Source organism: Siculibacillus lacustris (genome assembly GCF_004328075.1).
Taxonomy (GTDB): Bacteria; Pseudomonadota; Alphaproteobacteria; order Rhizobiales; family Ancalomicrobiaceae; genus Siculibacillus; species Siculibacillus lacustris.
This window is the reverse complement of sequence record NZ_SJFN01000019.1, coordinates 84,159-96,883: the sequence shown is the minus strand read 5'-3', so window position 1 is coordinate 96,883 and position 12,725 is coordinate 84,159. Positions and strand designations below refer to the sequence as shown.

The following is a 12,725-nucleotide window of genomic DNA, read 5'->3' as shown; positions in this document are numbered from 1 at the left end:
ATGGCCGATCTGAGTGTCGATTTCGTGGGCATCAAGGCGCCCAACCCGTTCTGGCTGGCCTCCGCGCCGCCGACCGACAAGAAGATCAACGTCGAGCGCGCCTATCGCGCCGGCTGGGGCGGCGTCGTCTGGAAGACGCTGGGCGAGGCCGGCGCCCCGGTGGTCAACGTCTCGGGCCCCCGCTACGGCGTGCTGCTCGGCCCCGATCGCCGCATCATCGGGCTCAACAACATCGAATTGATCACCGATCGCCCGCTGGAGATCAATCTGCAGGAGATCAAGGAGGTCAAGCGCGCCTGGCGCGACCGCGCCCTGGTCGTCTCGCTGATGGTGCCGTGCGAGGAAGAGGCCTGGAAGTCGATCCTCAAACAGGTCGAGGACACCGAAGCCGACGGCGTCGAGCTGAATTTCGGCTGTCCCCACGGCATGTCCGAGCGCGGCATGGGCGCCGCCGTCGGTCAGGTGCCGGAATATGTCGAGATGGTCACCCGCTGGTGCAAACAGCATTCGCGCATGCCGGTGATCGTCAAGCTGACCCCCAACATCTCCGACATCCGCAAGCCGGCCGAGGCCGCCAAGCGCGGCGGCGCCGACGCCGTGTCGCTGATCAACACCATCAATTCGGTGATCGGCGTCGATCTCGACAGCATGATCGCGGTGCCAAACACCGACGGCTTCGCCACCCACGGCGGCTATTGCGGCCCCGCGGTCAAGCCGATCGCCCTGTCGATGGTCAGCGAGATCGCCCGCGCCGCCGAGACCCGCGGCTTGCCGATCTCCGGCATCGGCGGCATCGAGACCTGGAAGGACGCCGCCGAATATCTGGCGCTCGGCGCCTCGACCGTCCAGGTCTGCACCGCGGCGATGGTCTACGGTTTCAAGATCGTCGAGGACATGATCACCGGTCTCTCCGACTGGATGGACGCCAAGGGTTACACCTCGGTCGATCAGGTGGTCGGCGCCGCCATCCCGCGCATGACCGACTGGCAGCACCTCAACCTCGACTACATCGTCAAGGCCAAGATCGACGAAGACACTTGCATCGAATGCGGCCGCTGCCACATCGCCTGCGAGGACACCTCGCATCAGTCGATCGTCGTCGAGGCCGAGGAGGGCGGCAAGCGCCGCTTCGTGGTCGACGAGGCCGAATGCGTCGGCTGCAACCTCTGCGCCTCGGTCTGCCCGGTGCCGAACTGCATCTCGATGGACCCGCTGCCGGCCGGCGCGATCGATCTGCGCACCGGATTGGTCGTCGGGGGAAAACGCACCTGGCTCGACCACCCCAACAACCCGATGGCGGTGCACCCGCGCCCCCACGCCAACGCGCCCGCGGAGTGATCGCCGCTATCGTCGGCTGCATCCGGACACCCACCCGTCATCCCCGGCCGGAGCGCCGCAGGCGTGGAGGGGAAGGGGATCCATGACTTTCGGCCCGTCCGCGGTCGCGGGGGCCGATGGGCTCCCTTCCCTCGCTGCGCTCGCCGGGAGCGACGGCGGTGGGAAACGGAAATGATGAAAGACCCGGAAGCGACCTTCGCTGGGGTCGTGCCTCACCCCGCCGGCACGAACCCCGCGAAGAGGCCGTCGTAGCGCTTCGGCAGCCGCCGTCCGGCGGCATCCCCGAACGCCCGCCCGTCATCCCCGGCCGGAGCGCCGCAGGCGCGCAGGGGAAGGGGATCCATGACTTTCGGCCCGTCCTCGGTCGCGGGGGCGATGGGCTCCCGTCCCTCGCTGCGCTCGCCGGGAGCGACGGCGGTCGGTGGGGGGCGGGAAAATTCGATGCGTTGAAGGACGCAGAGGGTCGCGGCCGGGGCTTCGCGGCCCCTGAGTCATAGGGACTCGGGGAAGGCTCCGCCGATTCGACCGCGCACCCCGCCGACCTCACGCCACCGGCGCGAAGCCCGCGAAGGCGCCGTCGTAGCGCTTCGGCAACGGCCGCGCCCAACCGCCGATCTTCGAGGTCGTCAGCCCGAGCCGCGCCAGACCCTCGATCAGCGTAACCGCCGCCCCGACCCCGTCGATCACCGGCAGGCCGTGCCGCGCCGAGAGCAGTGCCGCGAGATCGGTCATGCCGGCGCAGCCGAGCACGATCGCCTCCGGCCGGTCCTCGGCGAGTGCCCGGGCGATTTCCGCCGAGATCCGCTCGACCGCCGGCGAATGAGGGTCTTCGAGTTCCAACACCGCCACTTCCGAAGCCCGTACCCGCACGCAGCGCGCCGAGAGCCCGTAGCGGGCGAGATTGGCCGAGATCGTCGGGATCGAGCGCGACAGGGTGGTGACCACCGTGAAGGTCTCGGCGATCAGGCTCGCCATGTGGAAGGCCGCTTCGCCGATGCCGATCACCGGCCGGTCGGCCAGAGCGCGGGCCGCGTCGAGCCCGGTGTCGTCGAAACAGGCGACCACGTGCCCCGCGGCGCCGGCGGCGGCCGCCGCGCGGATCCGCTCGATCAGCCCCGGCACCGCGAAGGCGGCGTCGTAGGGCCCTTCGATCGACACCGGGCCGAAGGCCGATTCGTCGGCGAGGATGGTCGTGCCGGGGGCCGCCGCGCGCTCCGCGGCGACCCGGATCTTGGCGGTCATCGCCTGGGTGGTGTTGGGATTGCAGACATGGACGAGCATCGCGGGCCTCATACCAGTCCGGCGCCGGCATCGGAGCCGTGGCGGGTCCGGCGCGCCGAGATGGCGCGGATCGCCGACAGCGCCAGACCGATCACCAGGAACGAGACGACCGAGGTGACGGTGCCGAGCGCATAGATGTCGGGCGTGGTGACGGTGGTGGTGAGCCCCTGGAGATCGAGGGGCAGCGTGTTGACCGAGCCGATCGCCTGGCTCGAGCGGGCGATCTCGTCCCACGACAGGGTGAAGCCGAACAGCCCGATACCGACCACCGACGGCAGGATGATCGGCAGCACCACGAAGCGGAAGGCCTGCCACGGCGTCGCCCCGAGATCGCGCGCCGCCTCCTCGTAACGCGGGTCGAAGCGGTTGAACACCGCGAACATGATCAACAGGCCGAAGGGCAGGGTCCAGGTCAGATGTGCCCCGAGGCCGGAGGTGAACAGGCCCATCGCCGTGGTGTAGCGCCCGGCGAACTCGGTCCAGCCGTGGGCCGTGGCGAAGCTCTTGACGAAGTCGTCGATCAGCCGGAACTCGAGCCCGATCCCCAGCGAGGTGATGATCGACGGCACGATCAGGCTGGCGATCGCCACATAGAACAGCACCGCCGATCCGGGAAACCGCCGGCGGAAGGCGAGGCCGGCGGAGACCGAGATCGCCACGGTCAGCAGCATCACCACGAAACCGAGCCGCGCCGAGCGGAAGAACGCCGCGCCGATGTCGATGATGCCGCCGCCCGACCACAGTTTGGAAAACCAGTGGAGCGACACGCCGGTCATCGGGAAGGTCAGGCCGCCGTCCGGTCCCTGGAACGACAGGATGAAGATCGCGATCATCGGCCCGTAGAGGAACAGGACGTAAGCCGCGAAGACCGTGGCGAGCAGGTAATAGACGCGCGGGCGACCCTCGGACATCTCACAGCTCCTTGCGCACGTCGACGAGCTTGGACAGCGTCGCGATGATCATCAATGTGACGCCGAGCAGGATCACCGCATGGGCCGCGGCGACCGGGAACTGCAGAGCGTTGAGATGGGTCTCGATCACCTTGCCGGCCGAGGCGATCTGCTGGCCGCCCATCACGCCGATGGTGACGAAGTCGCCCATCACGATGGTCACCACGAAGATCGAGCCGATCACGATGCCCGGCTTCGACAAGGGCACGACGACGTTCCACAGCGTCTGCCAGCCGGTGGCGCCGGCGTCGTAGGCCGCTTCGATCAGCGACTTGTCGATGCGCACCATCGAATTGAAGATCGGGATGACCATGAAGAAGGTGAACAGGTGGACCAGCGCCAGGATCACCGAGAAATCGGAATAGAGCAGCCACTCGATCGGCTTGTCGACGACGCCGGCCCCGACCAGCCCCTTGTTGACCAGACCGTTGCGGCCGAGCAGCGGGATCCAGGCGATCATCCGGATGACGTTGGAGGTCCAGAACGGAATGGTGCAGACCAGCGACAGGACGATCTGCCAGGTCTTGGAGCGGACGTGGAAGGCCAGGAAATAGGCGATGGTGAAGCCGATGATCAGCGTCGCCGCCCACACGATGAAACAGAACGTTGTAGTCCCAGAACGAGACGATCACCACCAGCGCCAGCGGGATCAGGAAGAACGCCAGGAACACCAGCGCCAGCGGCGCCGCCTGCGCCCAGGCGACCATGTGTCGGGTGATCGTCGATGGGGTCATGGGCGGTCCTCGCTGTGGGGCGGCGGAGTTTCGGGTCGGCGAGTCTTCGGGCGTCATGGGCGATCGGTGTTCGAGAGGCGACGCGAACCGGTGGTTCGGCTTCGTGCGGGCGGAGAGGGCGTTACCCCTCTCCCTGTCCCTCCCCCACAAGGGGGGAGGGGACCCTGTGGCGATGACCTTCGCGCCACCACTGCAGTGCGCGCGGCACGGTCGTGGTGATGGCCGTCGCAACAGCACTGCACGCATCACGGTCGCGACGCAGACCGGCGGATCATCACCGTCCGGTCGTCGCCGCGCGGCGGTTCTTCGCGGTCCGACCACCCTCTCCCCATCGTCCCCTCCCCCCTTGTGGGGGAGGGACAGGGAGAGGGGTATGCGGCGTTTCCACCGGTCGTGCCCGAGAGGTGAGGCCCGGTCCGGCCCCCCCTCTCTGTCTCTCCCCCTCGAGGGGGGAGAGGACCCTGTGGTGATCGCCTTCGCAACTTTGCCGTACGGCGTGCCGAACGGTCGTGGCGACGGCCTTCCGATCTTCACCGCCCGGCCGTCGCCGCGCGGCGTCCCTCCGAGGTCCGATCACCCTCTCCCCATCGTCCCCTCCCCCCTGGAGGGGGAGGGACAGGGAGGGGGGGGGGGGCTCGGCGCCGCCATTGGTCAACGCCGCCACCGGTCGACACGGTGAGGTTCGCCGCATCGGCCCGGAAGGAGCCGTCGCCGCAGGCGAGACACCTGCGCCGACGCCCCCCTTCACCGCATCAGGACGCGATGAACTCGTTCCACTTGCGGACCATGTAGTCGTTCTCGTCCATCACCGCGTTCCAGCAGGCGACGTTGCCCATCCGGTCGTCGTAGGAGCCGCCGTCGCGCACCGCACCGGCCTTCTCGAGCAGCGTGCCGTCCGGACCCTTGATGTCCTTCTCGGCAGGCTTGCCTTCCATCCAGTAGGCCCACTCGTAGGCCTCCATCTGCGACTTGGCGGTCGACAGCACCGCCGAATAGTAGCCCTGGCGGTTGAGATAGGCGCCGGCCCAGCCCGACAGGAACCAGTTGACGAACTCGTAGGCCCAGTCGAGCTTGGCGCCGGACACGCCCTTCGACACGCAGAAGCCCGAAGCCCAGGAGCGATAGCCCTCCTTCAGCGGCTGGAACACGCAGGGAATGCCCATCGAGCGGACCTTGGTCACCGCCGGCGACCACATCGACTGGATCACCGTCTCGCCCGAGGCCATCAGGTTGACGCTCTCGTTGAAGTCCTTCCAGAAGGCGCGGAACTGGCCGGCCTTCTTGGCTTCGGTGAGGATCTTCATGGTCAGGTCGATCTCGGCGCGGGTCATGTTGCCCTTGTCGGGATACTTGTACTGACCGGTCGCCTCGACCACCATCGCCGCATCCATGATGCCGATCGACGGGATGTTGAGGATCGACGCCTTGCCCTTGAACTCCGGATTGAGCAGCTCGGCCCAGGAGCCGATCGGCCGCTTGATCAGGTCGGGGCGGATGCCGAGGGTGTCGGCGTTGTAGACGGTCGGGATCAGGGTGACGAATTCGGTGGGGGTCTTCGAGAAGACCTTGGAGTCCTTGCCCTCGAGATAGAGGACCTTCCACGGCGCGGTGCCCTGGTCGCCGATTTTCTTTCCGTTGGGCAGCTGGCCCTTTGTGAAGACGGGCGTGATGTTGTCGAATTCCTTGATCTTCTTGGCGTCGAGCGCCAGGATGTTGCCCGACGGCACCAACTTCTTCAGGCTGAAGTACTCGGTGTCGAGCACGTCGAAGGAGTTCGGCTGGGTGATGACGCGCTTGGTGACGTCGTCGGTGGTGGCGGTGATGTATTCGATCTTGATGCCGGTGTCGGCGAAGCAGCGCTTGGAGAGCTCGTCGCCCTCGTTCACCGCGGTGCCGAGATAACGCAGCACCTTCGGCTCGGCCGAGTGGACAGCCGGGAAGCCGGTGATGGCCCCGGCGCCGGAGGCGATGCCGGCGAGGCCGGCGGCCCCTTTGATCAACGAACGGCGGCTGAGACCCGTGGACTTGTCGGTCGCGTCGGACATGGCTTCCAGTCTCCTTGGGAAAAACCGCCCGCGACGCGGGACGGCCGGATGGGGATCAGATGAGGGGATGGGCGTCGGCCTCGGCCCAGGCCACCGACACCACGGCGCCCGGTTCGAGGGGATCGGCGTCGAAGCTGCGCTCCGGCACGAGGGCCAGCCACTCCACGCCGTCGGCGGTCTTCACCGTGACGTGGACATGGGCGCCCTGGTATTCGCAGGTGGTGACGAAGGCCGGCCGCGGACCGTCGCCGCGCGTGAGCCGGGTGTGGTCGGCGCGCACCGCGATCGGGCCGGTCGCGGTGGCGACGATGTTGTGGCCGCCCATGAAGCGGGCGACGAATTCGCTGGCCGGGGCGTTGAACACCGCGCGCGGGCTGCCCTGCTGCTCGATGCGGCCGCCGTTCATCACCACCACCAGATCGGCGAGCGCCATCGCTTCTTCCTGGCCGTGGGTGACGTGGATGAAGGTGATGCCGAGTTCGCGCTGCAGCCGCTTCAGCTCGGCCCGCATGCGCACCCGCAGGAACGGATCGAGCGCCGAGAGGGGCTCGTCGAGGAGCAGGATCTGCGGCTCGGTGATCAGCGCGCGGGCCAGCGCCACCCGCTGCTGCTGGCCGCCCGAGAGTTGCGCCGGCAGCCGCTCGGCGTAAGGGTCCATGTGCACGAGGCGCAGGAGCTCCGCCGCTCGGGCCCGCCGCACCGCCTTGTCGACGCCGCGCATGCGCAGCGCGAAGGCGACGTTGTCGATCACCGTCAGATGCGGGAACAGCGCATAGGACTGGAACATCATCGCGGTGCCGCGCCGTGCCGGCGGCAGGTCGGTGACGTTGGTCGGACCGAGCACGATGTCGCCGTCGGACACGCTCTCGTGCCCGGCGATCATCCGGAGCGTCGAGGTCTTGCCGCAGCCCGAGGGGCCGAGCAGGCAACAGTAGGTGCCGGCGGCGATCTTCAGATCGATGGCGTCGACCGCGGTGGTCGTGCCGTAACGCTTGGTGACGGCCACCAGTTCGAGGGCTGCGGGGTCGGCCATACGGTCTCCTGCCGTCGCGGTCTTCGGGCCCGATCCGCCGCGGGGCGAGGTAGGGAGGGCGATGCCGCCTGCCCCATCCGTCGATCAGGAACTCCACCTATTTCGCAAGGCGCGTGCCAAGCCGCGCGGCGGTCGGGCGGCGTCGCGGCGTGGCGGAATTCCGAGCCGGATCGAGGGCTGCCGTAATTCCAGGCAATCGCCGTCTGCGGCGTCTGCCCGGAAACCGAGCAGAAGTCGCGCAGCAATCGATCATTTCGTATACAATTTTTGGCGCCGCCCTGATCCGCCGCGGTCGCTCCAGGCGCCGTCGCGGCGGCGCAGGCCGTCGGCGTGGCGGGGGACGACCGCGGGCGAGACCCCCAGACGCGACGACGCCGCCCGTTGCCGGACGGCGTCGTGGAAGTCGGTGCGGTCGCGTCGATCGGCGAACCCGGCGCCGGATCCGAGGATCCGGCGAGGGGCGGTCGATCAGAGCGGCGCGGCGGTCGCCGCCGCGGGAATGCCGGCGGCCTGGCTGATGGTCGCGGCCATCGGCGCCGGGACGTTGCTCTCGAGCGCCTGCAGATAGCGGCTCTGCAGCGCCTCGAGCTCGATCCGGTGGGACTCGTCGATGCGCTCGACGTCGAAGCCGGCGAGCACCTGGAGGGTCCGCCAGGAGCGGCGACGCTCCTCGACGAGATGCACGATGGTCGGCGCCACGTCGTAGCGGACCAGCTTGCGGTTCTCGACCGCCCAGATGAATGGCGTCTTGCCGGCGCGATCGGCGAGCGGCAGGTCGATGTACTCGTGGACCGGCACCCCGACCACGTCCGCGGCGAGCGGCTTGTTGTGGAACTGCTTCTTGAAGCGACCCTCGTGGTGGGCGAAGTCGGCCGGGGTCACCGGCACGTCGAGGGTTTGTTCCACGCCGTCGTCGTCGACGTATTCCAGGGTGGTGGTGGTCCAGTCCTGGTCGACGTCGGGGTTGCCGTCGAGCGAGAACCACTCGTGCATGGTCGTGCCGCGATCGGGATCGTGGACGAACACCGGCGAGGTCCGGCTCTCCACCGCCAGCCGCGAATGCTCGCTGGAGACGGCGTCGCCGATCCCGTGCTCGCCCTGGCAGGGGGTGTAGATGTCGAGCACCGCCGGCGACGAATTGTGCGCCAGCACCGCCAGGACGTTCTTCAGGAAGTGGCCCTGCAGCGCCGTCGAGGTCTGCACGACCATCACCTTGGGATGGAACGCGGCGATCAATCCGAGTTCCTTGCGGTCGTCCTGCTTGCCGGCGTGCGCCGCACCGACCCGCGCCAGGTCTGAGTCCTGACCGGTGAGGCTCGACGTCGAGGCCTGACCGCCGGTGTTGGAATAGGCGCCGGTGTTGAGCACCACCACCTTGACCGGGGTATGGGTCGACAGCAGCCGCGACAGCGCGCCGAAGCCGATGTCGTAGGTGGCGCCGTCACCGCCCATGCTGATCACCGTCGGCAGCAGCGCCAGTTCCTGAGGGGTGAACTGGTCCCAGCCGAAGGTGCGGAAGAAGCGGTCGTGCACCTTGGGATCGTAGGCGTCCTCGAGCTCGAGGCGGGCGACCCGCAGCGCTCGGAAGTCTTCCGACGCGTTGGCGCTGAGCCCCTCGAAGATGCCCTTGGCCAAGGCCGGCGCATCCTGGAACAGGCTGTTGACCCACGGATCGACGTAGGGGTTGAAGGGGAAGGTCGAGGAATAGACGCTCGAGCAGCCGGTGGCGTTGGCGACCACCGTCGAGGCCGGGCCGTTGCCGGTCGGGCCGCTCTCCAGATGATAGAGGCGCTTCTCGAGCGTCTCGATCGTCGCCTCGATGCGTCCCGCCCGGACCTTGTCGTCGCCGACGGTCTCGAGCTTGGCGCCCAGCGCGTCGATCAGCCCGCCGATCTCGACGATCTGCTGCTTGCGCTGCTTGCCGTGGATCGAATGGCTGGCGGCGATCAGCAGGCGGATCGCGGTGACTTCGCCGCAGCCGCGGCAGGCGCCGTGGCCGCCGGTGGTGGCGTAGTAGTTGTCGCGGTCGAGGATCAACCGGCGGGCGTTGGCGCTCGTCAGGTTGTCGGTGAAGCGCGACGGGGTGTTGGCGGTCTGGCCGAGGAATTCGAAGCGCGCCTGCAGCTCGTCGAGCAGCGCCGCGTCCTGTTCCTGCTGCACGAGCGCGCCGGCGCCGCACACGGTGGTGCATTCCAGGCACCCCGAGCACTTCCACGGATCGACGCCGACCGAGTAGAGGCCGCCGGTGCCGGGCTTCTGCTTCTCCATCTGGTCGAAGTAGAGGCGGGTCTTGGACACCGGGAAGGCGGCGAGAGTCTCGGCCGCCTTGGCGAGGTCGAGGGCCAGCGCCGCGTCGTCACCGGCCTGTTCGGCCGCGACGGTCGCGAAGACTTCGTGGAAGCGCTTGGCCTTCGGGTTCTTGAGGGCGGCGCGGGTGGCGTCGGCCAGCGCCGGGACCCGGGCGCCGATCTCGGCGCGACGGGCTTCCGGCAGATCGATCTGGCGCAGCGCCGTGGCGATCAGGTCGTCGATGTCGTGGATCGTCGAGGGCAGGGCGGCGTCCGGGCACACCAGGGTGCATTCGAGACAGCCGGTGCACTTGTCGGCATCGAAGATCGGCACCTGACGACGGAACAGGCCCTTGTCCTTCATCGCGGCGCTGCCGGCCGGCATGAACAGACCGGTGCCCGGCAGGACCGGCGATTCGCCGATCGTGCCGTCCTTGAACGGACGCGCCACCATTTCTTCGTAGTATTCGCGATCGAACATGCCGCTCGGGTTGGCACTCGAGCCGACCTTGCACATCGCCGCCGAAATCGCCACGCCGCGCGCCGGCTTCGGCACCAGGTCGGTCTCGGCTTCGAGATAGTCCGGATCGTCGTAGGGGATCGCGACGGTCGCCTCGAGGCCTTCGCGGATCACCGCCATGTTGCCTTCGACGACGGCGTCGCCCTTGCCGCCGAACTTCTTGCCGATCTGCTGACGGACCTTGGTCAGGATCGTCGCCTCGTCGGCGCCCGACATGATGCGCTCGACGTTGCCGCACAGCGCGCCGATGAAGGCGATGCCCATCATCCGGGTCTGCAGTTCCGGGGTCGGGGCATGATGTTCGGCGACCTTGAAGGCGTCGATCACGTAGAAGCGGATCTTCTTGTCACGGATGGTCTTGCGGGCCTTGGCCGGCAGATCGAGCCACAGCTCGAGCGGCGACAGGTTCGACTGCATCATGAAGGTGCCGCCGGGGACCAGACCGCGCAGCGGATCGGTGTGGCTGAACACCTTGTGGTCCGGCGAGATCACGATCTCGACGTCCTCGATCTCGGCGTTGGTGAGCTTCACCGGTTCCGGGCTGAGGGTGATGTAGTAGTTGGTCGGCGCGCCGCTCTTCTCGGAGCCGTATTTCGGCGCCGACTTGGAATAGAGGCCGAGCACGCCGGCCAGAATGTCGGTGAGCAGCTTGCCCGTGGCGATGGTGCCGTAGCCGCCGACCGAATGGAAGCGGACGCGGAAGGCGTCCTTCGGCAGCAGCGCCGGGTTCTCGCCGGTCTCGAGCGCCATGAACTCGGTCTCGGGATAGGCGGCCTTCAGGCGGGCCTGCAACTCGGCCATCCGCGGGGTCGGGTTCTTGGAGAAGAACTGCGAGCCGAGATAGACGAAGGGCGCGTTCTTCTCCGCGTCCATGTTGTCGAAGGCGGCGACCAGATGGCGCGGCTGCAGATCGTGGGCGCCGAGGCCGAAGATCGCGGTGGTGATCTTGGGCAGCTTGGTGATCGCCGGGATGCCGGTGTGGCGATCGCCGTCGGCGTTCTCGAGGGCGCGGAACAGCGCCTGGGTGACGAGACCGGTCAGCGCCGTGACGTCGGAACGCTCGAGGATGGTCACCGCCCGCTTGCCGGCGAGCGCCGCGACCACCTGGGCCTCGGGGAAGGGCTGCAGCAGCTTGATCGCCACCACGCCGACCTTGCGGCCCTGGGCGCGCAGATGCGCGACCACCGCCTCGACGTCGTCGGTGACCGAGCCGAGCCCGACCATCACCGTTTCGGCGTCGTCGCAGTGGTAGGTCATCACCGGCGCATATTCACGGCCGGTCAGATCGGCATATTCGCGGAACGCCTCGTCGACGAAATGCGGGACGTCGGCGACGAAATGGGTGCGATGGTCGACCGCGCCGGCCTGGAAGTCGGGCTGGTTCTGGACGCCGCCGGTCAGACCGGGGTTGTGGACGTCGACCAGCGCCGGAACGCGCTGGCGGGTGCCCTTCTCGTGGGCGTTGAGCCACTGGCGGCGCCAGGGCGCGCGCTGCGCATCGGGGACCCGGTCGAGGGTCTCGGCGATCATCTCGCCGTCGTTGTCGGCTTCGACCGCCGCGGCGTTGGCGTCGAGATAGGCGTAGAGCGCGCCGAGATCGGCGGCGACGAAGTCGGCCTTGTTGCGGCCGAGCCAATGGCGCAGCTGGTGCACCCGGCCCTTGGCGCCGAACAGCAACTCCTGGGCGACGGTCGGCGCCGGCATGCGGCCCGACGGATCGCCGAGGAACTCGCGCAGCAGCTCCGGCTCGGGCATCAGCGCTTCGCTGAGCATGTGGCTGGTGGCGAAGCCGTCCATCGCGTTGGCGACCGGGATCAGCGAATTCGCCGAGACCTTGTAGGAGATCGCTGCGAAGTCGGCGGCTTCCTGCGGGTTGGCCCCGAACAGGATGGTGTAGCCCGACGACAGCAGCGCATAGACGTCGTCATGGCCGGCCATGACGTTCAGCGAATGCTTGGAGACGACGCGCGCCGCCACCTGCAGCACGAAACCGCCGACCTTCTTGCCGACGGTCACGTAGTGCGATTCGAGGCCGTAGAGGATGCCCTGGCTCGACGAAGCGTTGGAGACGTACTTGCCGCCGGTCAGCGCTGCCCCGAGGGCGCCCGACTGCGCGGAATGTTCGCCCTCCGGCTCGTAGAAGAAGGGGTGACGTCCCCACACGTTGCAACCGCCGCCGGCGCGGAATCCCTCGTAGATCTCGGAGATCTCCGTCGAAGGCGTGATCGGGTAACCGATGACACCGCCGCAGACATGGCCCATGACCTGCGCTACGGCGCCATTGCCATTGATTACGCTGGGAATTCCGGGAAATTTCGCGTTCATCTGCCGCACCTATGAGCCGTTCGCCAGTCAGTGCTCAGGAATTCATGCTGCACTGCAAGCGGTAACCGGGAAACCGATCGGTCGTCGTGTCCGTATAGATGAGGTCTCGCGCCCCTGAGATCCCAGTCTACTTGGCAAACCAATCTACCATCTCGACGGGTGATGCGGCAATGCGACAAGAATGCCAATAGGAAGGATACGTGTACTGACG

General features: G+C 67.9%; 6 protein-coding genes and 1 pseudogene. 1 reads left to right on the top strand and 6 read right to left on the bottom strand.

The features are described from left to right. Positions 1–1,338: an NAD-dependent dihydropyrimidine dehydrogenase subunit PreA gene (gene preA / locus EYW49_RS13680; protein WP_131310147.1), complete on the top strand. Its 1,338-nt coding sequence runs from the start codon at positions 1–3 to the stop codon at positions 1,336–1,338. Between the two features lie 543 nt (positions 1,339–1,881). On the opposite strand, the gene EYW49_RS13675 is transcribed toward preA, so the two are convergent. From EYW49_RS13675 to EYW49_RS13650, 6 genes and pseudogenes are all read right to left on the bottom strand, one after another. Continuing rightward, positions 1,882–2,619 carry an aspartate/glutamate racemase family protein gene (locus tag EYW49_RS13675; protein WP_131310146.1) on the bottom strand — a complete coding sequence of 246 codons (738 nt, stop codon included), beginning with the start codon at positions 2,617–2,619 and terminating at the stop codon, positions 1,882–1,884. An 8-nt stretch (positions 2,620–2,627) separates the two neighbouring features. Then, positions 2,628–3,530, bottom strand: coding sequence for an ABC transporter permease (locus EYW49_RS13670; protein WP_131310145.1), 903 nt, complete (start codon positions 3,528–3,530; stop codon positions 2,628–2,630). A 1-nt stretch (position 3,531) separates the two neighbouring features. Further along, positions 3,532–4,303, bottom strand: a pseudogene (locus tag EYW49_RS13665) (ABC transporter permease). A 752-nt stretch (positions 4,304–5,055) separates the two neighbouring features. Next, positions 5,056–6,348 (bottom strand): ABC transporter substrate-binding protein, encoded by a 1,293-nt coding sequence (locus EYW49_RS13660; protein ID WP_131310144.1) that lies wholly within the window; start codon positions 6,346–6,348, stop codon positions 5,056–5,058. 55 nt (positions 6,349–6,403) lie between these two features. Then, entirely contained in the window at positions 6,404–7,381 is a 978-nt protein-coding gene (locus EYW49_RS13655; protein ID WP_131310143.1) for an ABC transporter ATP-binding protein, read from the bottom strand. A 468-nt stretch (positions 7,382–7,849) separates the two neighbouring features. Then, positions 7,850–12,514, bottom strand: a complete 4,665-nt coding sequence (locus EYW49_RS13650) for a 2-oxoacid:acceptor oxidoreductase family protein (RefSeq protein WP_131310142.1) — start codon at positions 12,512–12,514, stop codon at positions 7,850–7,852. Positions 12,515–12,725 lie beyond the last annotated feature (211 nt).

Excerpts from the sequence above, each read along its gene's own strand:
- EYW49_RS13655 (WP_131310143.1), bottom strand. The coding sequence starts at position 7,381 with ATGGCCGACCCCGCAGCCCTCGAACTGGTGGCCGTCACCAAGCGTTAC.
- EYW49_RS13670 (WP_131310145.1), bottom strand. The coding sequence starts at position 3,530 with ATGTCCGAGGGTCGCCCGCGCGTCTATTACCTGCTCGCCACGGTCTTC.
- preA (WP_131310147.1), top strand. The coding sequence starts at position 1 with ATGGCCGATCTGAGTGTCGATTTCGTGGGCATCAAGGCGCCCAACCCG.
- EYW49_RS13660 (WP_131310144.1), bottom strand. The coding sequence starts at position 6,348 with ATGTCCGACGCGACCGACAAGTCCACGGGTCTCAGCCGCCGTTCGTTG.
- EYW49_RS13650 (WP_131310142.1), bottom strand. The coding sequence starts at position 12,514 with ATGAACGCGAAATTTCCCGGAATTCCCAGCGTAATCAATGGCAATGGC.
- EYW49_RS13675 (WP_131310146.1), bottom strand. The coding sequence starts at position 2,619 with ATGCTCGTCCATGTCTGCAATCCCAACACCACCCAGGCGATGACCGCC.